The organism is Streptomyces sp. NPDC093586, from assembly GCF_044764905.1.
Lineage (GTDB): Bacteria > Actinomycetota > Actinomycetes > Streptomycetales > Streptomycetaceae > Streptomyces.
Map to the genome: position 1 here is coordinate 20,699 of NZ_JBIWJA010000050.1, position 21,304 is coordinate 42,002.

At 72.1% G+C, this 21,304-nt stretch carries 22 protein-coding genes; 5 read left to right on the forward strand and 17 right to left on the reverse strand.

All coding sequences use genetic code 11. The features are described 5' to 3' along the window. Positions 1 to 18: 18 nt before the first annotated feature. The 7 genes from ACIRFH_RS32955 to ACIRFH_RS32985 all read right to left on the reverse strand — a co-directional run bounded on the left by ACIRFH_RS32955 (position 19) and on the right by ACIRFH_RS32985 (position 5,341). Positions 19 to 771, reverse strand: coding sequence for an IS3 family transposase (locus tag ACIRFH_RS32955; protein ID WP_403529046.1), 753 nt, complete (start codon positions 769 to 771; stop codon positions 19 to 21). Between the two features lie 144 nt (positions 772 to 915). Further along, positions 916 to 1,683 (reverse strand): SDR family NAD(P)-dependent oxidoreductase, encoded by a 768-nt coding sequence (locus ACIRFH_RS32960; RefSeq protein WP_403529049.1) that lies wholly within the window; start codon positions 1,681 to 1,683, stop codon positions 916 to 918. A gap of 57 nt (positions 1,684 to 1,740) precedes the next feature. Continuing rightward, positions 1,741 to 2,508 carry a glucose 1-dehydrogenase gene (locus tag ACIRFH_RS32965; protein WP_403529052.1) on the reverse strand — a complete coding sequence of 256 codons (768 nt, stop codon included), beginning with the start codon at positions 2,506 to 2,508 and terminating at the stop codon, positions 1,741 to 1,743. 103 nt (positions 2,509 to 2,611) lie between these two features. Beyond that, positions 2,612 to 2,959 (reverse strand): cyclophilin-like fold protein, encoded by a 348-nt coding sequence (locus tag ACIRFH_RS32970; protein ID WP_403529055.1) that lies wholly within the window; start codon positions 2,957 to 2,959, stop codon positions 2,612 to 2,614. Between the two features lie 209 nt (positions 2,960 to 3,168). Further along, positions 3,169 to 3,834 (reverse strand): SDR family NAD(P)-dependent oxidoreductase, encoded by a 666-nt coding sequence (locus tag ACIRFH_RS32975; protein ID WP_403529058.1) that lies wholly within the window; start codon positions 3,832 to 3,834, stop codon positions 3,169 to 3,171. A gap of 53 nt (positions 3,835 to 3,887) precedes the next feature. Continuing rightward, entirely contained in the window at positions 3,888 to 4,298 is a 411-nt protein-coding gene (locus tag ACIRFH_RS32980) for a cupin domain-containing protein (protein ID WP_403529060.1), read from the reverse strand. A gap of 26 nt (positions 4,299 to 4,324) precedes the next feature. Further along, positions 4,325 to 5,341, reverse strand: coding sequence for a zinc-dependent alcohol dehydrogenase family protein (locus ACIRFH_RS32985; RefSeq protein ID WP_403529062.1), 1,017 nt, complete (start codon positions 5,339 to 5,341; stop codon positions 4,325 to 4,327). Positions 5,342 to 5,553: 212 nt separating this feature from the next. On the opposite strand from ACIRFH_RS32985, the gene ACIRFH_RS32990 reads away from it, so the two are divergent. Beyond that, positions 5,554 to 6,432, forward strand: coding sequence for a helix-turn-helix transcriptional regulator (locus ACIRFH_RS32990; protein ID WP_403529065.1), 879 nt, complete (start codon positions 5,554 to 5,556; stop codon positions 6,430 to 6,432). Positions 6,433 to 6,608: 176 nt separating this feature from the next. Next, positions 6,609 to 7,520 carry a recombinase family protein gene (locus ACIRFH_RS32995; RefSeq protein WP_403529068.1) on the forward strand — a complete coding sequence of 304 codons (912 nt, stop codon included), beginning with the start codon at positions 6,609 to 6,611 and terminating at the stop codon, positions 7,518 to 7,520. A gap of 130 nt (positions 7,521 to 7,650) precedes the next feature. On the opposite strand, the gene ACIRFH_RS33000 is transcribed toward ACIRFH_RS32995, so the two are convergent. The 5 genes from ACIRFH_RS33000 to ACIRFH_RS33020 all read right to left on the reverse strand — a co-directional run bounded on the left by ACIRFH_RS33000 (position 7,651) and on the right by ACIRFH_RS33020 (position 13,411). Beyond that, positions 7,651 to 9,348 (reverse strand): uroporphyrinogen-III synthase, encoded by a 1,698-nt coding sequence (locus tag ACIRFH_RS33000; protein WP_403529071.1) that lies wholly within the window; start codon positions 9,346 to 9,348, stop codon positions 7,651 to 7,653. Further along, positions 9,345 to 10,304 (reverse strand): hydroxymethylbilane synthase, encoded by a 960-nt coding sequence (gene hemC, locus ACIRFH_RS33005; RefSeq protein ID WP_403529074.1) that lies wholly within the window; start codon positions 10,302 to 10,304, stop codon positions 9,345 to 9,347. Before hemC ends, ACIRFH_RS33000 begins: the two co-directional genes overlap by 4 nt. After that, positions 10,301 to 12,037, reverse strand: a complete 1,737-nt coding sequence (locus ACIRFH_RS33010; protein ID WP_403529077.1) for a glutamyl-tRNA reductase — start codon at positions 12,035 to 12,037, stop codon at positions 10,301 to 10,303. Before ACIRFH_RS33010 ends, hemC begins: the two co-directional genes overlap by 4 nt. Then, positions 12,034 to 12,795, reverse strand: a complete 762-nt coding sequence (locus ACIRFH_RS33015) for a redox-sensing transcriptional repressor Rex (protein WP_403529080.1) — start codon at positions 12,793 to 12,795, stop codon at positions 12,034 to 12,036. Before ACIRFH_RS33015 ends, ACIRFH_RS33010 begins: the two co-directional genes overlap by 4 nt. A gap of 274 nt (positions 12,796 to 13,069) precedes the next feature. Next, on the reverse strand, positions 13,070 to 13,411 hold the full coding sequence (locus ACIRFH_RS33020; RefSeq protein ID WP_403529083.1) for a glutaredoxin family protein: 342 nt from the start codon (positions 13,409 to 13,411) through the stop codon (positions 13,070 to 13,072). A gap of 174 nt (positions 13,412 to 13,585) precedes the next feature. On the opposite strand from ACIRFH_RS33020, the gene ACIRFH_RS33025 reads away from it, so the two are divergent. From ACIRFH_RS33025 to ACIRFH_RS33035, 3 genes are all read left to right on the forward strand, one after another. Next, complete coding sequence (locus tag ACIRFH_RS33025; protein WP_403529086.1) at positions 13,586 to 14,509, forward strand: HAD family hydrolase; 924 nt, start codon at positions 13,586 to 13,588, stop codon at positions 14,507 to 14,509. A 343-nt stretch (positions 14,510 to 14,852) separates the two neighbouring features. Next, positions 14,853 to 15,641 carry an ECF subfamily RNA polymerase sigma factor, BldN family gene (locus ACIRFH_RS33030; RefSeq protein ID WP_403529089.1) on the forward strand — a complete coding sequence of 263 codons (789 nt, stop codon included), beginning with the start codon at positions 14,853 to 14,855 and terminating at the stop codon, positions 15,639 to 15,641. Between the two features lie 253 nt (positions 15,642 to 15,894). Next, positions 15,895 to 17,139 (forward strand): DUF5667 domain-containing protein, encoded by a 1,245-nt coding sequence (locus ACIRFH_RS33035; protein WP_403529092.1) that lies wholly within the window; start codon positions 15,895 to 15,897, stop codon positions 17,137 to 17,139. 117 nt (positions 17,140 to 17,256) lie between these two features. On the opposite strand, the gene ACIRFH_RS33040 is transcribed toward ACIRFH_RS33035, so the two are convergent. The 5 genes from ACIRFH_RS33040 to ACIRFH_RS33060 all read right to left on the reverse strand — a co-directional run bounded on the left by ACIRFH_RS33040 (position 17,257) and on the right by ACIRFH_RS33060 (position 21,063). Next, positions 17,257 to 18,336 (reverse strand): lysophospholipid acyltransferase family protein, encoded by a 1,080-nt coding sequence (locus tag ACIRFH_RS33040; RefSeq protein ID WP_403529095.1) that lies wholly within the window; start codon positions 18,334 to 18,336, stop codon positions 17,257 to 17,259. 14 nt (positions 18,337 to 18,350) lie between these two features. Further along, positions 18,351 to 19,412, reverse strand: a complete 1,062-nt coding sequence (locus ACIRFH_RS33045) for an NAD-dependent epimerase/dehydratase family protein (protein ID WP_403529098.1) — start codon at positions 19,410 to 19,412, stop codon at positions 18,351 to 18,353. Positions 19,413 to 19,625: 213 nt separating this feature from the next. Beyond that, positions 19,626 to 19,724, reverse strand: a complete 99-nt coding sequence (locus tag ACIRFH_RS33050; protein ID WP_003948845.1) for a 30S ribosomal protein bS22 — start codon at positions 19,722 to 19,724, stop codon at positions 19,626 to 19,628. 181 nt (positions 19,725 to 19,905) lie between these two features. Continuing rightward, positions 19,906 to 20,118 carry a helix-turn-helix domain-containing protein gene (locus tag ACIRFH_RS33055; RefSeq protein ID WP_004984898.1) on the reverse strand — a complete coding sequence of 71 codons (213 nt, stop codon included), beginning with the start codon at positions 20,116 to 20,118 and terminating at the stop codon, positions 19,906 to 19,908. A gap of 129 nt (positions 20,119 to 20,247) precedes the next feature. Next, positions 20,248 to 21,063: a phosphatase gene (locus tag ACIRFH_RS33060; protein WP_403529101.1), complete on the reverse strand. Its 816-nt coding sequence runs from the start codon at positions 21,061 to 21,063 to the stop codon at positions 20,248 to 20,250. Between the last annotated feature and the right edge of the window lie 241 nt (positions 21,064 to 21,304).

The window sequence follows — 21,304 nt, forward strand, 5'->3', positions numbered from 1 at the left end:
CTGCGAGAGGGCATCGGATCAGGCGACGCGGAGCCGGCCCTCGGCGGTGGGCAGACAGGCGATGTCGCCGACCAGCCTGGTCCCGGGCCGCTCGGCGTGGAAGTCGCGGCCGATCAGGCCAGGGGCCGGCTTCGCCCTCACATCGGGCCGGGGCGACGAGCGGCGCTCGCGCCGGGTGACGCCCCGGATGTCGCGCTCGCGCATCACGCGGGCGATGCGCTTGCGGTTCACCCGCCGCCCCGGACGCCGCAGTTCGGCGTGGATGCGCGGGACCCCGTCGGTGCGGCGGGAGGCGACGTGCACCACGGTGATCTCGTGCGCGAGCGCGTCGTCGGCGGCCTGCCGGGCGCGGCGGGCGGCCTCGCCCTCGCGCCACGCGTGGCAGGAGGAGCGGGCGACCTTCAGCACCCGGCACAGCCGGACGATCGGACAGGTCGCCTTCTCCGCATGGACCAACCGGCACAGCTCGCCCACCGGTCGTTCTCCTTCACGAGGAAGGCGGTCGCTTTTTTTCAGGACCTCGATCGTCTGCTGCTGCTCGCGGTTCTCCCGCCGCAGCCGCTTGGGCTCCTCGCGCTCGGCACTGCTCGGTTCGCCGGGCCCGTCCTCGCCCCGGTCCGCCTTCGCCCGGCGGTACCAGCCGCGCAGGGACTCGGAGCTGATGCCGGGCTCCCGGGCGACGGCGGTGACCGTCCTGCCCGAGGCGCCGACGAGCGCGATCGCGTCCCGCTCGAACTCCTCGGTGTACCGCTTCGTGTACTTGCTCCCCACCTGGCGCTGCTTCCTCTGACACCTCAAGATCCCAGTCTCCAGGTGCCCACGGTCAAGGGGAAGGTTCCCCCTGCGCCCGCTGCGGGCCCCGGACACGCCGGAGTCGGACGAGGACGACCTCTCGGTTGAGGGCAGCGCAGGGGGTTACTGGGCGGTGTAGCCGCCGTCGACGGGCAGGGCGATGCCGGTGACGTAGCTGGCGCCGGGGCTGGAGAGCCACAGGACGGCCTGGGCGATCTCGTCGGCGGTGCCGAGACGGTCGATGGCCTGGCCGGCTTCGGCCTGGGCGCGGTCGAGTTCGCCGCCTTCGACCATGGCGTCGACCATGGGGGTGGCGATGGTGCCGGGGCACACCGCGTTGATGCGGACGCCGCGGGAGCCGTATTCGAGGGCGGCGCTCTTGGTCAGGCCGATCACGCCGTGCTTGGTGGCGTGGTAGGCGGCGCGGCCGGGGTTGCCGACGAGGCCGCCGAGGGAGGAGCAGTTGACGACGGCGCCGCTGCCCTGGTCGCGCATGTGGCGCAGTTCGTGCTTCATGGCCGCCCAGATGCCGCGCAGGTTGATGTTCTGGACGCGGTCGAACTGTTCGGCGCTCTCGTCGGCGGCGTCGGTGGGCGGGGGCATGATCCCGGCGTTGTTGTAGGCCATGTCGAGGCGGCCGAAGGTCTCCACGGTGCGGTCGACGGCGGCGGCGACCTGGTCCTCGTCGGTGACGTCGCAGACCAGGGCGAGGGCCCGGTGTCCGGCGTCGGTGAGTTCCTTCACGGCGGCCTTGACGGCTGTCTCGTCGATGTCGGCGAGGCCGACGGCGGCGCCGGCTTCGGCGAAGGCGCGGGCGGTGGCCAGGCCCATGCCGGAGGAGGCTCCGGTGACGAAGGCGACCTGGCCGGTGAAGTCGTAGGTGGGGTTCATGGAGATGTCTCCTCGGACAGGGGTGCGACGGGGGTTTCGGACGGGGTGCCGGAGGGTTCAGGTGGTCTGGCCGCCGTCGACGACGAGGGCGGTGCCGGTGGTGAAGGCGGCGTCGGCGGAGCACAGCCAGAGCACGGCGGAGGCGATCTCCTCGGGCGTGCCGAGGCGGCCGACGGGTTCGTCGGCGACAAGTCCTTCGCGGCCCCCGGGGCGGGTGTCGCCGAAGCGGCGGATCATCTCGGTGTCGACGATCCCAGGGCAGACGGCGTTGATACGGATGCCCTGTGCGGCGTGGTCGAGGGCGGCGGAACGGGTGAAGCCGATGATCCCGTGCTTGGCGGCGGCGTAGGCGGCCTGCCCCTTGAAGCCCTTGACCCCGGCGCCGGAGGAGACGTTGACGATCGCCCCGCCGCCGTCCTGCTTGAGCATCTGCCGGATCTGGGCGCGGGTGCACAGGAACGCCCCGGTGAGGCTGACGCCGAGAATGCGGTCCCAGTCGTTCTTGGCGGTGTCGGCGGCCGACTGGACGGGCTGCTCGACGCCGGCGTTGTTGAAGGCGGCATCCAGGCTCCCGAAGCGCTCGACGGTCCGGTCGACCGCGGCTCGGACGTCGTCCTCGCTGGTGACGTCACAGGTGAGGGCGAGGGCTTCGCCTTCGGTGGCGTCGACGAGGCGGGCGGTTTCGTGCAGGCCGTCGCTGGACAGGTCGGCGAGGGCGACCCGCGCGCCTGCGCGGGCGAACGCGAGGGCGGTGGCCCGTCCGATGCCACCGGCGGCGCCGGTGACGAAGGCGGTCTTGCCGTGGAAGTCGTAGGTGACGCTCACGTGTGTTCTCCCTTCGGGAGGCGGGCCGCAGGCGTCGGGCCCGGAGGTGGGTCGGTGCCGCGGGGAACCGGTGCGCTGGCGCCGGCGAGGGAGCGGCCGGGGGTCAGGAGGCGGCTTCGATGGTGATGCCGGTCGCCCGGCCGAGCTGGTCGGCGCTGACGTCGAGGTGGCCGAGGACGAGCAGATCCGGGGAGGGATCGGGCCCGTCCTGGTGGAAGAGGGCCAGGTTGCCCCAGGGGGCGTAGTAGGCGATGTCGCCGACCGTGGCCGCGACCGGTTCGGGGGCGCCGGCGGTGTCGAGTCTGCGCGGCAGGTAGGCGATCCGCTCGGTGCCGTGGAAGTCCTTCAGGTCCAGGGTGAGCGGCAGCAGCGCGGTGAAGTCTCGGGCGGCGGGGCTGTCGTTCAGGACGGCGTCGACGGGACGGCCGTCGAGGGTGACCCGGATGTTCATGGACGTACTCCTCCCAAAGGCGGACGAAGAGGGGGAGGTCACCGGCTTCTGTCGCCCCGCCGAGGCGGCGGCAGAGGGCGTGGCGGCCGGGGCGCTCTCCTGCGTCCCGCTGGAACAGGCGGTCACGGTCAGCAGCAGGACGGCCACCGAAGCGGCACAGCCCAGTCCGCGGCGGACTGCGGAGTTCACGAGCGGTGTCTTGAAGGTGGTCACGCGGGCATGGGCTCGGCGTAGTGCCGGAAGGCGCCGCGCTCGGTGTGGATGGCGTACAGGCGCTCGGCGAGCGCGTCGGGGCTGGAGTGCTCGGCGTCCGGGCGGATCGCGCCGGGGACGATCAGCTGGGCGGCGTGAATGTTCGCGGGCGCGAGAGCGTCGTGGAGCATCGCCGCGTAGGCGCTCTCGGCGGCGAACGCGACCGAGGTGCCGGCCACCTTGGGGTTCGGGCGTACGGCACTGCCGCCGTTGACGAACAGCAGCGTGCCCCGGCCCAGCTCCCGCATCCCCGGAAGGACGGCGTGCACACAGGTCACCGGCCCCTTGACGGAGAAGGCCAGCGGGTCCTCCAGGTCGGCGGCGGTCGTCTCCAGGACCGGCTTCATGAAGTCGCCGCGGGGCACCGGGCTGAACTGGAGGACCTCGATCGGCCCCAGCTCCTTGGCCGCCGTGTCCAGGGCTGCGGTCAGGGAGGCGGGGTCGAGGACGTCGGCGGTGAAGCCGCGCGCCCGGATGCCCTCACCGTCGAGTTCGCCCACCAGGGCGGCGAGGTGATCGGCGTTGCGGGACAAGAGGGCGACGTGGTGGCCGGCGGCGCCGAACCGGCGGGCGGCGGCCAGCCCCAAGCCGGGGCCGGCGCCGACGAGAGCGAACGTGGTCACGGTGAGCCTTTCGGGTGAGGCGGTGCGGCCACCGGGCCGGGCGGACCGCGGGGTCAGTCGGTGGCCGGGACGGCGGTGTACTCGTCGTCGGTGACCGGATTCAGCCAGTGCACGACGGCGTGGTCGTCGTCGCCCTCGTTGATGGCCAGGTGGACCATGAGCCGGTTCGGGGCGGCGCCGTGCCAGTGCTCCTCGTCCGCTTCGAACAGGACGCGGTCGCCGGGCCGGATGACCTCGACGGGACCGCCGCGGCGCTGGCACAGGCCGACGCCCTCGGTGACGAAGACGGTCTGGCCCAGCGGGTGGCGGTGCCAGTGGGTGCGGGCGCCGGGCATGAAGTGCACCAGGGAGGCGGTGACCCGGGAGGGGGCGGGGGCTGCGGCGACCGGGTCGATGTAGACGTCGCCGGTGAACCAGTCGGCCGGGCCCTTGACGGTGTCGAGCGAGCTGCGGGTGATCTGCATGGTTGCTCCTTGTGCGGTGGAGGGGGTCAGGGGATGAGGAGGGTCTTGATGGCGCGGCGCTCGTCCATGGCCCTGTAGCCCTCGGCGACCTGGTCCAGGGGGAGGGTGAGGTCGAAGACCTTGCCCGGGTCGATCCGGCGGGTGAGGACGCGGTCGATGAGGTCGGGCAGGTAGCGGCGTACGGGGGCGGGACCGCCGCGCAGGCCGACGTGGGAGAAGAACAGCTCCTGCCCGTCGACGGCGACCTCGTGGGGGACACCGACGAAGCCGACGTTGCCGCCGGGCCGGGCGGAGCGCAGGGCCTGGCTCATGGCCTGGGCCGTGCCCACGCACTCCAGGACGCTGTCGGCACCGATCCCGCCGGTCAGCTCCTTGATCTTCTCCACGCCCTCGTCGCCACGCTCGGTGACGATGTCGGTGGCACCGAACTCCCGGGCGAGCTTCTGCCGGGACTCGTGCCGCGACATGGCGATGATCCGCTCCGCGCCCATCTCCTTCGCCGCGATCACCGCGCACAGGCCCACCGCGCCGTCGCCGACCACCACGGCGGTCGAACCCCGCTTGACCTCGGCGGCGTCCGCGGCCCACCAGCCGGTGCCCATCACGTCGGAGACGGCCAGCAGACCGGGCCACAGCTCCTCGCCGGGTATCTCGTCGGTGGCGACCAGGGTGCCCTGGGCGTTGGGGATGCGCACGTACTCGGCCTGGCAGGTGGACATGAACGCGCGGTGCAGGCAGTTCGACTGGAAACCGTTCTTGCAGTTCGCACAGGTGTTGTCCGAGGTGGCGAACGAGCCGACGACGAACTGCCCCGGCTTCACCGCGGTGACCTCGGAGCCGACCTCCTCGACGAAGCCGACGTACTCGTGGCCCATCGGGTGCGGGTCGCCGATCGGCTCGGCGCCGCGGTAGGGCCACAGGTCGGAGCCGCACACGCAGGTGACGGCCGTGCGGATGATCGCGTCGGTGGGGTGAAGCAGCTTCGGGTCCTCCAGGGACTCGAAACGGACGTCGCCGGGGGCGTGGATGACTGCGCCGCGCATAGATGAGCTTCCTTCGCGTGCCGGAGCGGGCGATCCCGAAGACCGGGGCCGTCGCCGAGTGCAGGGCCAGGTGCAAGACCCCATCGCGGTGACCGGGCGAAAAGCACCACGTCATCCAGGTAACCCGCTCTTCGCGCGGGGAGCGAGACACCATCAAGGGGTGTACCGCCAGTACATCCCTATGGGCGCGGGCGGGACGTACCGTCGAAGGCGTGGACAACCGTGAAGAGGTCCGCGAGTTCCTGACCTCGCGGCGAGCCAAGATCACTCCCGAGCAGGCCGGCCTGCCCTCCGGGAGCCGCCGACGGGTACCGGGCCTGCGCCGCAGCGAGGTCGCCGCGCTCGCCGATGTGAGCGTGGAGTACTACGCCAAACTGGAGCGCGGCAACCTCGCCGGCGTCTCCCCGGCCGTCCTCGAAGCCGTCGCCCGCGCGCTACAGCTCGACGACGCCGAGCGCGCTCACCTGCTGAACCTCGCTCACGCCGCCGACGGCTCCGACGCCCTCGCCCGCCCCCGGCGCCGCACCGCGCAGTGGAGGGCGCACCGGAGCCTGCAGTGGGTCCTGGACGCCGTCACCGCCGGCCCCGCCTTCGTGCGCAACGGCCGCATGGACCTGCTCGCCACCAACGAGCTCGCCCGCGCTTTCTACGCCGACGTCTACGCCTCGGCTGGCAACCAGGCGAACCTGGCCCGCTTCCAGTTCCTCGACCCCGCCTCGCGCCGTTTCTACCCCGACTGGGAGCAGGCCGCTGACATCGCCGTGGCCATCTTGCGCACCGAAGCCGGCCGCAGCCCCCACGACAAGGGCCTGCACGACCTCGTCGGTGAGCTGTCCACCCGCAGCGACGACTTCCGCACCCGCTGGGGCGCCCACAACGTCCGCCACCACGGCACCGGCACCAAGCGTTTCCACCACCACACCGTCGGCGACCTCACCCTCGCCTACGAGGGCCTGGAGATGGCCGCCGCCCCGGGTCTCACACTCACCATCTACACCGCCGAACCCGGCTCGGCCTCCGAGGCGGGCCTGCGGCTCCTCGCCTCCTGGGCAGCCACGTCCCAGGCCCTCGCGCCACACTCGCGCGACTGATGATCCCCGGCCGACTCCGGCCACGCTCACCATGACGGTCCTGTCGTCAAACGATCGAATGACGACAGGGGCGGCAGTCGTCCGATGAACCCAGTGGTTTCGGGACCTGACGGCGGCTCCGCTCCAATGAGATCCGATGGTGGCTGACGACAGGGTGAGATGACACCCGAGGTCCGATGCGGCGGCAGAAGCGGGGAACAGCGGGACCAATCCCGTCTGCAAGAGGGGGGGCGACCGACCAGCGGTCCACCGCCCGTCAGGATCCCGTCCTCGCCGAGGCGGAGATCGAGGACCCGGTCGTCTTCGAGGAGGACCCGGGTACCTCCGGCCGCCTCCACCCGCTCCAGCGGCCGAAGTTCCGCGAGCTGCTTGCCTACGCGCGGCCGGGCGGCACCGTGCACATCTCCGAGTTGCTCCGCCTCGTACGCGGCAACCAGCACATCCTCGACGTCCTGCACCGCGACCAGCTCGCCCTGCGCATCCACGACGGAGCGTTCTCCGCCATGGACCTCACCGCCCGCCACCCGCGCACCGGAGAGCTGCTGTCCACCGTGAAGTTCATGGTGCAGACCCTCGCCGGAGCCGGCGGACTCCAGCGCGACCTCCAGCGGGAGCTGACCTACGACGGACTGCGCGCCGCCGAGGCCAAGGACAACAAGGGCGGACGCCGCCCCGCCGTGGCGGCCGACAGGGCCGACACCGTCCGCGCCGCGTGCCTGGAGGGCCGCTCGATCGCCGCCCTCGCCCGCGACCACGACGTCAGCCGAGGCGCGATCCGCACAGCCGTCGTCGAAGAGGTTCCTTCGCCGGAGCTGCCGGTCACCCTCGACACGCCGGGCAAGGTCGCCGACTTCCTCCGCACCGCCGGGCTGGACCCCACCGAGCGGGCCGCGCTCGACCAAGGTGTGACCGTACGGCGCGGCCGGGGCTACCCCCTGCGCGGCACCGCCGTCCCCTCCGCGCACCGACAGTTCCTCGCCCGCTGCCAGCCGCTCGACGGCGGCCACGGCCTCCGCGCGATCCCCGCCCAGCGCAAGGCCCGCCGCGAGTACGAGAACCGGGTCAGCACGCTCACACCGGAGCCATGATCGTTCTCAGCGCCGATCGCCGTACCGATGTTCCCCGAGGCTTCCCCGAGGCCGCAAACGCTCCACACACCGACGGCAGCGGGGGCGCCCCGAAGAGCGCCCCCGCCTCACCTCACGTCACCTCACGGCGTCACGTCGACGTACGCCGCCGCCGCGACCCCGGCCGCCGTTCGCTCGGCCGCGTCACCGGGTCCCCGGCGTCCAGCGCCGCCGCCCGGCGCCGCAGGCCGAAGTCGGCCAGGGCCTCCGCCAGCTTGTGGACGGACGGCTCGGGAGCCATCACGTCCACCCGCAGCCCGTGCTCCTCCGCGGTCTTGGCCGTCGCCGGACCGATGCACGCGATCACCGTGACGTTGTGCGGCTTGCCCGCGATGCCGACCAGGTTCCGCACCGTGGACGACGACGTGAACAGCACCGCGTCGAAACCACCGCCCTTGATCGCCTCCCGGGTCTCGGCCGGCGGCGGCGAGGCGCGCACCGTGCGGTAGGCGGTGACGTCGTCGACCTCCCAGCCCAGGTCGATCAGCCCGGCGACCAGGGTCTCCGTGGCGATGTCGGCCCGCGGCAGGAAGACGCGGTCGATCGGGTCGAAGACCGGGTCGTACGGCGGCCAGTCCTCCAGCAGACCGGCGGCCGACTGCTCACCGCTCGGCACCAGGTCCGGCTTCACGCCGAAGGCGATCAGCGCCTTGGCGGTCTGCTCGCCCACCGCGGCGACCTTGATCCCCGCGAAGGCGCGGGCGTCGAGCCCGTACTCCTCGAACTTCTCCCGGACCGCCCGCACCGCGTTGACCGAGGTGAACGCGATCCACTCGTAGCGGCCCGTCACCAGGCCCTTGACCGCCCGCTCCATCTGCTGCGGGGTGCGCGGGGGCTCGACCGCGATGGTCGGCACCTCGTGCGGCACGGCGCCGTACGACCTCAGCTGGTCGGAGAGCGACGCCGCCTGCTCCTTCGTGCGCGGCACGAGGACCTTCCAGCCGAACAGCGGCTTGGACTCGAACCACGACAGCTGGTCACGCCGGGCGGGGGCGCTGCGCTCGCCGACCACGGCTATCACCGGGCGACCGCCGTCCGGGGACGGCAGCACCTTGGCCTGCTTCAGCGTCTGCGCGACCGTGCCGAGCGTCGCCGACCAGGTGCGCTGCCGCGTCGTCGTACCGGCGATGGTCACCGTCAGCGGGGTGTCCGGCTTGCGGCCGGCCGACACCAGCTCACCGGCGGCCGCGGCCACCGAGTCCAGCGTCGTCGACACCACGACCGTCCCGTCGGAGGCGCCCACCTCGGTCCAGCAGCGGTCCGACGCCGTACGGGCGTCCACGAACCGCACGTCGGCGCCCTCGGTGTCCCGCAGCGGCACACCGGCGTACGCGGGCACGCCCACGGCGTTCGCGATGCCCGGGACGACCTCGAAGGGCACCCCGGCCGCGGCGCACGCGAGCATCTCCTCGGCGGCGCACGTGTCGAGCCCGGGGTCCCCGGTCACCGCACGCACGACCCGCCTGCCGCCCCGCGCGGCCTCCATGACAAGATGTGCGGCATCCCGCACAGCGGGGACGCCGCCGGTCATTGACGCGCCGTCAACGACCGTCAGCTGGGGCGTGCCTGCGCCCGGATCCGACGGATCGGTATCCGTGTGCACCTCGGCGACGCCCTGCCTCGCGTGCGTCCGTACGACGTCGAGCACCTCGTGCTCGGCGACGAGGACGTCCGCGTTCGCCAGCGCCTCCACGGCGCGCAGAGTCAGCAGTCCCGGATCTCCGGGTCCGGCACCGAGGAAGGTGACGTGCCCGTGTTCCGGACAGGCGGGAAAGGTGGTGGGGCTCAATGTGCTCGCTCCCCCATCAGACCGGCCGCGCCCTGGGCGAGCATCTCGGTGGCGAGTTCGCGACCGAGTGCCAGTGCCGCTTCGTGCGTCCGGGGCACGGGACCGGTGGTGGACAGCTGCACCAGCGTCGAGCCGTCGGTCGTGCCGACGACGCCGCGCAGGCGCATTTCCTTGACAGTCTGCCCGTCGGCCAAGAGGTCGGCCAGCGCGCCCACAGGGGCGCTGCAGCCGGCTTCCAGGGCGGCGAGCAGTGACCGCTCGGCCGTTACGGCGGCCCGCGTGAACGGGTCGTCGAGCTCGGCGAGCGCGGCGATGAGCTCCGTGTTGTCCGCGGTGCACTCGATCGCCAGTGCCCCCTGGCCGGGGGCGGGCAGAACCGTGTCGACCGACAGGAAGTCGGTCACCTCGTCGATGCGTCCGACGCGGTTCAGTCCGGCGGCGGCCAGCACGACCGCGTCGAGCTCGCCGCTGTGGACGTACCCGATGCGGGTGTCGACGTTGCCCCGGATCGGGACCGTCTCGATCTCCAGCCCGTGCGCGCGGGCGTACGCGTTCAGCTGGGCCATGCGGCGCGGTGCGCCGGTGCCTATGCGCGCCCCGCTGGGCAGGTCGGTGAACTTCCGCGCGTCCCGGGCGACGATGACGTCCCTCGGGTCCTCGCGCACGGGGGTGGCCGCCAGGACCAGGCCCTCGTGCTGTGCGGTGGGGAGGTCCTTGAGCGAATGAACCGCGAAGTCCACGTCACCCCGCAGCAGGGCCTCGCGCAGCGCGGCGACGAACACGCCCGTGCCGCCGATCTGGGCCAGGTGCTCGCGGGACGTGTCGCCGTACGTGGTGATCTCGACGAGCTCAACGGGCCGGCCGGTCACCTGGCTCACGGCATCCGCCACCTGCCCGGACTGGGCCATGGCGAGTTTGCTTCGCCTCGTCCCCAGTCTCAGTGCCTTCTCAGTCATGCCGGCCCTCGGTTCTTCTCAGTGCTGTTCTCGGTCCGCGAGACGGAGGCCACCGTCTCCTGGTCGAGGTCGAACAGGGTGCGCAGCGCGTCCGCGTACCCGGCGCCGCCGGGCTCGGCGGCGAGCTGCTTGACCCGGACCGTCGGCGCGTGCAGCAGCTTGTCGACCACACGCTTGACGGTCTGGGTGATCTCGGCGCGGTGCTTGTCGTCCAGGCCCGGCAGCCGCCCTTCGAGGCGGGCCATCTCGCCGGCCACGACGTCGGCGGCCATGCTGCGCAGCGCGACGACGGTGGGCGTGATGTGCGCGGCCCGCTGGGCGGCGCCGAAGGCCGCGACCTCGTCGGCGACGATCCGGCGGACCATGTCGACGTCGGCGGCCATCGGTGCGTCGGCCGAGGCCTCGGCGAGCGACTCGATGTCCACCAGGCGCACCCCGGCCAGCCGGTGCACGGCGGCGTCGATGTCGCGCGGCATGGCGAGGTCGAGGAGGAAGAGCACGGGCCGCGGGCGCGGCACCTCGGCGACCGGCTCGGGCCGGCGGCGCTCGGGGATCCGGCCGACGCTCGCGGCCGTCGCGGCGAGCGCGCCGATCAGCTCGGCGTCCGCCTCGGGCCCCGGCCGTCCCGCCTCGCGCGGCCGGTCCACGGCGGTGCCGCCGGCGGCCCAGGCCCCGTGCTGCTCCAGCGTCGCCGCGTCCATGCCGGCCACGGCGGCCTCCCCCATGACGGAGAAGCCGGTCGGTACGGAGGACAGGTCCAGCGGGCAGTTCTCGTCGGTTCCGGCGCCCGGCAGAGGCGTTTCGGCACCGTGCCGTGTCTCGGCGGGGCCGGTGTCCGCGGCCGGACGGGCGGCGGCGGGCGCGCCGGTGCGGCCCTCCACCGTCGCCGCCACGGCGTCGGCCGTGAGGACCAGCCCGGTCGCCCCGGTGCAGGAGACGGCCACGTCGGCACGTGTCAGCTCGGCCGGCACCGCGTCCATCGGTACCGCGCGGGCCAGCACGTCCGTGTCGTCGCCCTCGGTCAGGCGTTGTCCGTACTGCTCTTCGAGCAGGAGGGCGAGCCGCTCGGCCCGCTCGAAGGTGCGGTTGGCGACCACGATCTCGGCGACCCCGGCACGGGCCAGCGTGGCGGCGGCCAGGGAGGACATCGACCCGGCGCCGATGACCAGGGCCTTCTTGCCCCGCGCCCAGCTCTGGACGTCGGCTCCCGCGGCGAGCTGCTCCAGGCCGAAGGTGACCAGGGACTGCCCGGCGCGGTCGATGCCGGTCTCGGAGTGGGCGCGCTTGCCGACCCTGAGCGCCTGCTGGAACAGCTCGTTGAGGAGCCGTCCGGCGGTGTGCAGGTCCTGGGCGCGGGCCAGGCAGTCCTTTATCTGGCCGAGGATCTGGCCCTCGCCGACCACCATCGAGTCGAGCCCGCAGGCCACCGAGAACAGGTGGTGGACGGCCCGGTCCTCGTAGTGCACATAAAGATAAGGAGTGAGCTCGTCCAGGCCGACCCCGCTGTGCTGGGCGAGCAGCGTGGACAGCTCGGCGACACCGGCGTGGAACTTGTCCACGTCGGCGTACAGCTCGATGCGGTTGCAGGTGGCCAGCAGCGCGGCCTCGGCGGCCGGTTCGGCGGCGACGGTGTCCTGCAGCAGCTTGGACTGCGCGTCCGCGTTCAGCGAGGCGCGCTCCAGGACGCTGACGGGGGCACTGCGGTGACTCAGTCCGACGACGAGGAGGCTCATGCCGGCATCACGGCGGGCACGTCCCCGTCGGGTCCCTGGTCGGCGGAGGGCTGCTTGCGGGCGGCGACCGGCGGTACGGCGTCGGCCGCGGCCTCCTCACCGGCCTTGCGCTGCTCGTGGAAGGCGAGGATCTGCAGCTCGATGGAGAGGTCGACCTTGCGCACGTCGACGCCCTCGGGGACGTTCAGCACGGTCGGCGCGAAGTTCAGGATGGAGGTGACACCGGCGGCCACGAGCCGGTCGCAGACCTGCTGGGCGGCACCGGCGGGGGTCGCGATCACACCGATCGAGACGCCGTCCTCCCGGACGATCTTCTCCAGCTCGTCGGTGTGCTGCACGGGGATGCCCGCGACGGGCTTGCCGGCCATGCCCGGGTCGGCGTCGATGAGCGCGGCGACGCGGAAACCGCGGGACGCGAACCCGCCGTAGTTGGCGAGCGCGGCCCCGAGGTTGCCGATGCCGACGATCACGACCGGCCAGTCCTGGGTGAGCCCCAGTTCGCGCGAGATCTGGTAGACGAGATACTCGACGTCGTAGCCGACGCCCCGGGTCCCGTAGGAGCCGAGGTAGGAGAAGTCCTTGCGCAGCTTCGCGGAGTTGACTCCCGCCGCGGCCGCCAGCTCCTCGGAGGAGACCGTGGGGACCGAGCGCTCCGACAGTGCGGTCAGGGCTCGGAGGTACAGCGGAAGCCTGGCGACGGTGGCCTCGGGAATCCCTCGGCTGCGGGTCGCCGGTCGGTGTGTTCGGCCAGTTGCCACGGTGCTCCTGCGGGTAGAGCGGGGCTGTAGGCGGTCATACGTCCCTACGTGACCGCCCCGTCGAATGCAGGCTATGTCTTTGTGAACGCGTGCACAAAGATGGTGTCCGATTTGCCCGGCCAACGTGACCGGGGTCACGCGCCTTCGGCGCACGAACCGGGAACCGGCGCACACGCGCCTGCGTTCCTCGCCCATCGGGGGCAAAGTCGCTCACACTCCTCACGATCAACGCCCCCGAGACCATGTCGCCATCGATCCTAAGCGACCATCCGGACTACTTGTACTGATCGGTCAGTGCCCTGCGCAGGCGTTCCTCGTTCACACGCCAGAAGGTGTGCTGCCTGCCGTCGATCAGGACGACCGGGATCTGCTCCCAGTACTGGTCGTGGAGCCGGCGGTCCTCGGTGATGTCCTTCCCCTCCCAGGGGACACCGAGCTCGGCACACACCTTCTCGATGACGAGCTGTGCGTCATCACACAGATGACAGCCGGGTTTGCGGATGAGGGTGACGAGATGGTTCTCGGAGTGCTGAGGGGATGGCGGGTGCTCGGCGGTCTCGTGGGCCCCGGGCGCCTGCGGGGCCCTGCGGCGGAAGAGGGGACTCATGCCCGCCATTCTCGCGCGGCCCCGGCCGGCCACGGGCCCTTCGCCGGCGAGCGGGCCGCCCGCGGGGCCGGCGACCCGACGCGCCCGCCGGCCCGGCCGTTTAACGACACGGTCGTCCAGAGTTCACGACCCCCCGGCCTCTCGGCTCCGAAGCCCCAGAACAAACTGGCTATGCTCACAGGCATGGCCGCTCTCGGATGGCTCACCCCCCGTAGGCGCTCCGCCACGGCGCGGAGCGTGTTGGCAGGCGAGGCCTCGGCGGAGGCCGCCCGCAAGTCCACCCAGGACCTCCCCGACGCCGTCCCGGGCGGGGAACCCGAGTTTCCCGTCCCCGGTGACGACCGCGCCGCCGCCTTCTTCGACCTCGACAACACCGTGATGCAGGGCGCCGCGCTCTTCCACTTCGGCCGGGGCCTGTACAAGCGCAAGTTCTTCGAGACCCGCGACCTCGCCCGGTTCGCCTGGCAGCAGGCCTGGTTCCGGCTCGCCGGCATCGAGGACCCGGAGCACATGCAGGACGCCCGCGACTCCGCGCTGTCCATCGTCAAGGGCCACCGCGTCTCCGAGCTGAAGTCGATCGGCGAGGAGATCTACGACGAGTACATGGCCGAGCGGATCTGGCCGGGCACCCGGGCGCTCGCCCAGGCCCACCTCGACGCCGGCCAGAAGGTCTGGCTGGTCACGGCCGCCCCGGTGGAGATCGCCCAGGTGATCGCCCGCCGCCTGGGCCTGACCGGCGCGCTCGGCACGGTGGCCGAGTCGATCGGCGGCGTCTACACGGGCAAGCTGGTCGGCGAGCCGCTGCACGGCCCCGCCAAGGCCGAGGCGGTACGGGCGCTGGCGGCGGCCGAGGGCCTGGACCTGTCCCGCTGCGCCGCCTACAGCGACTCCCACAACGACATCCCGATGCTGTCGCTGGTCGGCCATCCGTACGCGATCAATCCCGACGCCAAACTGCGCAAGCACGCGCGCGAGCTGGAGTGGCGGCTGCGCGACTACCGCACGGGCCGCAAGGCGGCCAAGGTCGGCATCCCGGCCGCGGCGGGCGTGGGCGCGGTGGCGGGCGGCACCGCGGCGGCCATCGCGCTGCACCGCCGCCGCCGCTGACTCCGGCCGACGACACCGGCCGGTGACACCGGCGGCGCGCCGCCAACCTGTCCGGCCTACCCCCGAGGGGCCCTCTTCAGTCCCCTTCTTTCACATCGAGCACAACACGCACTGTAGTCACCACGAACCCGAACTGTTCCGGTCGTCAATCGATCAATCTGCAGCACCCGACCGGGCGCCATCCGGCTACAGAAGCGACGCAATCGATGATTTGAGCAACTGGGCGTAGCAGCACCTGTACGAAGCGTTATTCTCCTCAGACGCAATCCGGCACCCCACCTTCGCTACGACGGGTGAATGGTTCCGTACTGCACGTGATGGAAGCTCTGCCTCTGGGAGTCCCGTGTACCCACACGTCGGGGTTGACGCCTCGGGCCTGGCTACGCTGCGCGCAACGGTCAAATCAGCCCAAGACCTGTTGCGCGGCTTCGTCCCCACCGCGTACGCCGTCCCCGCCCTCGCCGCGGCCACCGCCCCCGTCGGCCCGTGCTATGCACTGGCCGAGGGCGCCGCCGTCGGCAGACGCGCGCGCTCGTCCTCGTCCGGGGCCGCCGCCACCCACCGCCGCCCCGCCGCGGACAGCGACAGCGCCCGCATGATGGACCTGGTCGAACGGGCCCAGGCCGGCGAGGCCGACGCGTTCGGGCGGCTCTACGACCAGTACAGCGACACCGTCTACCGCTACATCTACTACCGCGTCGGCGGCAAGGCGACCGCCGAGGACCTGACCAGCGAGACCTTCCTGCGGGCCCTCAGGCGCATCGGCACCTTCACCTGGCAGGGCCGCGACTTCGGCGCCTGGCTCGTGACCATCGCCCGCAACCTCGTCGCCGACCACTTCAAGTCCAGCCGCTTCCGGCTGGAGGTCACCACCGGCGAGATGCTCGACGCCAACGAGGTCGAGCGGTCCCCCGAGGACTCCGTCCTCGAATCACTCTCCAACGCCGCCCTGCTCGACGCCGTACGGCGGCTCAACCCGCAGCAGCAGGAGTGCGTCACCCTCCGCTTCCTCCAGGGCCTCTCGGTCGCCGAGACCGCCCGCGTCATGGGTAAGAACGAGGGTGCCATCAAGACCCTCCAGTACCGAGCCGTCCGCACCCTCGCCCGACTGCTGCCGGACGACACCCGCTGAGCCCCCGGCACCCCCGAGGTGTCACCACTCTGCGCATTCATCAAGTCACCCTCGGTCGAAGTCAGTTGGCCCCACGGTCCGGTCCTCCGTCGTCCGTAACCCAAGTGCCGCGCCGCTCGTTGTGCGGGATGCAGGCTCCCTGTGGTCACTCCCCGACCGGCTCCGACCACGCGTTCGCGTGGTTCCGTCCGGGGCGTGCAACCCTCAGGACCCCCTGGGGAGTCGACCGTCATGACGAGAGGAGGTGCCGCCAGTGATCGCGAACGTATCGGCGCACCGGCGGGCGAACGCCTTCGCCCAGGCTCTGGAGGAGCAGTCCGATCCCGGGGCGGCGGCCGAGCAGTCCGAAGGACCGGCATCCGCCGGGGCCGTCGCGGAGCAGACCGGACAGGGACGTCTGCTGTCCCTCGCCGCCGGCCTGGAGACGCTGCCCCGGCCGGAACTGGATCCCGAGGTCAAGGTCGTCCAGCGGGCCCAGCTGGTGGCCGCGTTCGAGGCCATGATGCAGGAGGGCACCGCGGGCGGCGGGGCGACGGACCCTACGGTGCCCGAGCAGCGCCGGGCCCGAGGCGCCCATCGGGCGACCTCGCTGGGAAAATTCCGGCCGCGCTCACGGCTGGCCAAGGGCCTCACCGCGGGCGGACTGGGCGTGACTGTCGCCGCCGGAGCCTTCGGCGGAGTCGCCGCTGCCAGTTCGGACGCGTTGCCCGGTGACTCGCTCTACGGCCTCAAGCGCGGCATAGAGGACTTCCGGCTCGGACTCGCCGACGGCGACGACGAACGCGGCCGGGCCTACCTCGACCTCGCGTCGACCCGGCTGAACGAGGCCCGACGCCTCATGGAACGCGACCGCGGCGGTTCCCTCGACCACGAGTCCCTCGGCGAGATCCGCCGCGCCCTGTCCGGCATGCGGCACGACGCGTCCGAGGGTCACCGCCTGCTCAGCGCCGTCTACGCCCACGACCCCGACTCCCTCGCCCCCATGCAGGCGCTCTCCACCTTCTCCCGTTCGCACCGGGAGACCTGGGGCGCCCTGCGCGAACGGCTGCCCGTGCAGCTCGGGGACGTCAGCGAAGAGGTGTCGTCGGTGTTCGACGCCATAGAGGAGGACGTCGCCCCGCTGGAGTCCCTGCTGCCGAGGTCACCGGCCCAGGACGACGCCCCCGGCGGCGACGGACCGGGGAGCAGTCCCGGCCCGACGACGACCGAGGCGCCCGGCACCGGACGCTCCGCGTCCCCCGGCACCGGCAGCGGCAGCCCGTCCGACGGCGCGCACACCGGCAGCGGCGGCCCCAGCGAACCGGCCGCCTCCCGCAGCGCCGACGACGGTCTGCTCGACGGCGACACCGGCGGCCTGATCGACCCGCCGAAGACCGGCGGCAGTGCCTCCCCGTCCCCCGGAAGCAGCACACCGCCCCCGAGGCCGGACGTCACCCTCCCGCCCCTCCTCCCCGGCCTGCTGCCCGGCCTGGGCTTCCATGGCGAGGACGCGGACTGACACGGTGGGGTGTCCCTCCCCCGGGACACCTCACCGCCGTACGCGGCCCACCCTCGGAAGGACTCGGAAGGACCCAGAAAACTCAGAGAACTCAGCGACCCCAGAACACCGAAGGACTCAGAAGAACACCGACCGCCGCTGCACCAGCAACTTGTAGAGCGTGTGCTGGATCTGCTCCCGGACCTGGTCCGTCAGGTTGAACATCAGCATCGGATCCTCGGCCGCCTCCGGCGGATAACCGTCCGTGGGGATCGGTTCACCGAACTGGATCGTCCACTTCGTCGGCAGCGGCACCGCACCCAGCGGACCGAGCCACGGAAACGTCGGCGTCAACGGGAAGTACGGGAAACCCAGCAGCCGCGCCAGGGTCTTCGCGTTCCCGATCATCGGGTAGATCTCCTCCGCGCCGACGATCGAGCACGGAATGATCGGCGCCCCCTGCCGCAGGGCCGTCGACACGAAGCCGCCGCGCCCGAAGCGCTGCAGCTTGTACCGCTCGCTGAACGGCTTGCCGATGCCCTTGAACCCCTCCGGCATCACCCCGACCAGCTCCCCCTGGGCCAGCAGCCGTTCCGCGTCCTCCGCACACGCCAGCGTGTGGCCGAGCTTGCGGGCCAGCTCGTTGACCACCGGCAGCACGAACACCAGGTCCGCCGCCAGCAGCCGCAGGTGCCGGCCGGCCGGGTGGTGGTCGTGCACGGCGACCTGCATCATCAGGCCGTCCAGCGGCAGTGTCCCGGAGTGGTTGGCGACGATCAGCGCGCCGCCCTGGTCCGGGATGTTCTCCACGCCCTTCACCTCGACCCGGAAGTACTTCTCGTACACCGGGCGCAGCAGCGACATCAGCACCTGGTCGGTGAGTTCGGCGTCGTAGCCGAAGTCGTCGACCTCGTAGTCGCCGGTGAGACGGCGCCGCAGGAAGGCCAGGCCGGCCGCGACACGCCGCTCGAGGCCGCTGTCGGAGCCCTGGGCCCGCGCCTCCCCGCCGGGCCCCTCCGGCCCGCCGGGCACGGCACCCTCGTCCCGCGCCGCCCCGCGGACGGGCAACGGCTGCACCTCGCGCACCGGCACGGGCTCCGCCGCGCCGCCCGTGCGCCGGCTCCCCCCGCCACGGCGCCGCGCCGGGCGCTGTCCCGCGCTCCCGCCGCTCCCCCGGGACCGGTCGTCGTCGAACGGAATGACCTTGGCGTCCGCCATCGTTGTCGCGCTCCTCAGTTGGCGCTCTGCGTCGGGAGGTGGCCGCTGCCCCGCAGGGACAGCTCCGCGATCCGGTCCACGGCCCCCGCGAGGGCCTGGGGCGGCAGCAGCCCCGGGCCGCGGCCGCGCACGAAGTCCGCGAACGTCTCGGCCGTCGTGTACTTCGGTCTGAAGCCCAGGGTCTCGCGCATCTGCGTGGTGTCCACGACCCGCCCGTGGGTGAGCAGCCGGATCTGCTCCGGGGAGAAGTCCGTCATCCCCAGCGTACGCACGAGGGTGCCCGCCCAGGTGACCGCCGGCAGCAGCAGCGGCACCGTGGGGCGCCCCAGCCGGCGCGAGCACTGGGAGAGCAGCAGGACACCGTCGCCGGCGATGTTGAAGGTGCCGCTGTTCAAGGTCCCGCGCCGCGGCTCGTGCGAGGAGATCCGCAGCACCTCGATCACGTCGTCCTCGTGCACGAACTGCAGCCGCGGGTCGTAGCCGAACACCGTCGGCAGCACCGGCAGCCCGAAGTACGACGCGAGGGGCGTGTCCGCGCTCCGGCCCAGGATGTTGGCGAACCGCAGCACGCACACCGCGACGTCCGGCCGCCGGCGCGCGAAGCCCCGCACATACCCCTCGACCTCCACGGCGTCCTTGGCGAAACCGCCGCTGGGCAGCGACTTGGGCGCGGTGGTCTCGGTGCAGACGGCCGGGTCGCGGGGCGCGGAACCGTAGACGTTCGTACTGGACTTGACCACGAGCCGCTTCACGGTCGGGGACTTCTGGCAGGCGCCGAGCAGCTGCATCGTGCCGATGACGTTGGTCTCCTTGACCGACGTGCGGCTGCCGCTGCCCAGCGGGGTGCCCGTGACGTCCATGTGGACGACCGTGTCGGCGCCCGTCCCCGCCAGCACCCGCCCGATGGCCGACTGCCGGATGTCGGCCTGGACGAAGTCGGCGCCGCCCAGATGGTGCTCCGGCGCGACGGCGTCCACGGCCACGACCCGGTCCACGTCGGGGTCACGCTGGATCCGCCGGACGAACCGGCCCCCCAGCTGACGGGCCACTCCGGTGACGAGCACGACCTTGCCCAAGATCAGCGCCTTCCTTTCGCCCTACTCCGTAGCCTGCCGCGTTCCCCGCCTGCGGGCCAACTTAGCCGGTCGGTGTTGCGCTGTGATGACCGCCGGATGCGGGACGTGACGAGAATCCGCGCTCACCGCGGACCCGACGGACCCCGGATACGACCGTGGCCCCCCACCGGATGCGGTGGGGGGCCACAGGACACGCCGACGGCGCAGCGTCGCTTACTTCTTGTTGCGACGCTGAACGCGCGTGCGCTTGAGCAGCTTGCGGTGCTTCTTCTTGGCCATCCGCTTGCGCCGCTTCTTGATAACAGAGCCCACGACTACCCTCGCTCACTTCTCATCACTCGGTTGTTTGGGCGCCATGGGCCCACACGACCTACGAGGGGCTAGCCTACCCGCCCGAGCGCTGAGGTCGTAATCGAGGTGGCCGGGAGCCCTGGGGGTCCCGGGGGGCCGGGGGGGGGCCGTGGAAGCACCACGGCCCCCACCCGGGCCGCCGTCAGGCCGTTTCCACCCCCACGTAGCTCTCGCGGAGGTACTCGTGAACCGCTTGCTCCGGGACGCGGAACGACCGTCCCACCCGGATCGCGGGCAGATGACCGCTGTGCACCAACCGGTACACGGTCATCTTGGACACGCGCATCACCGAGGCGACCTCCGCCACGGTAAGGAACTGAACCTCGTTCAGAGGCCTTTCGCCAGCTGCAGCCATGACACACCTGAACCTTCCGCACTCGACGGCCACCGGCTTCCCCTTCCGGTGACTCTTCGTCGCTGCGTGCTCACTCCCCAATGTAGGTGCGGGTGATGCGAATGGGGAAGAGGTGCATCCATCGGCGTCCTACTGGGACAGACACGCCCGATTGAGTACGTAGGGGATGAGGGGCCGGTAGTACTCGGGCCGCACACCGTCATCAAGCGGAACGACGACGGACACCAGCCCCTCGGCCTCCCCCACGAAGAGCGCGGGGTCGTTCACATCGCCCGGCCCGATGGCCTCGAACCCCAGCTGACCTGCTCCGCAGACCCAGCCGTGGTCCCCGATCACCAACTCCGGAAGTGGTCCGCCGGCCTCGGCCGCCATGTCCAGCGCGGTCCGAACCGGGAGCGGCGAGTGGGTGTGTGCGCCGGGCTCACAACCGGGGCGTTCCGAGCCGGCTTCCCGCACCAACGCGACTCCTCGGACGTACTCGAGGCGGTGGGTGCGTAGACCGAACCGGGTCGTTATGTCGACACGATGACCCTGCGCCGGGGTGAGGACGGCACATCCCGCCGCCGACAGGGCGTCGGCCAGTGCGACGTAGAAACCGAGCAGCCGATGCGGGTGCCCGGTGCCGAGGAGCACCGGAGCGCGACGCTCGGCCACCGCGGCGAGGCGCCCGGCGAAGGCGTCCAGAGCGGTCAGTGTCCGCTCTGGGTCGATCACATCTTGGCCCGAAACATGCAGTGGGTCGGCCGAAACACCGCACCTGCGCGCCATCAGCCCGAGCACGTCCCGCTGCCCCCACTCGCCCTCCGGGTCGATCCCGATGAGCACCCGCGGATCCCGCGCGGCGAACAACCGGTAACTCCGCAGACTCGCCTCGCGAGAGGTGGCCACGACCCCGGCGAGACGGGCATCCAGAAGGTGAGCCCGAAGAGCTCCACGGCTCAGCACCCACCCGATGCTGCCGGACCCACCCGCCCCCGCACCGCGGAACCCAGAAATCCACCCACGACCGGCGTAACCCTCCACGGCCCACGCCGCCCTGGCCACGGGCACCGGATGGTGAGGCGGTCGGCGTGCAGGGAACCCCGGGAGGCGGCGATAGAGACTGCCCGGGGAGACGCCTGCGGGCGGAGCGCCTCGGCCGACACGAAAGGCCGGCCCCGAAGGGTCCGCGCACGCCTGTCCGGGG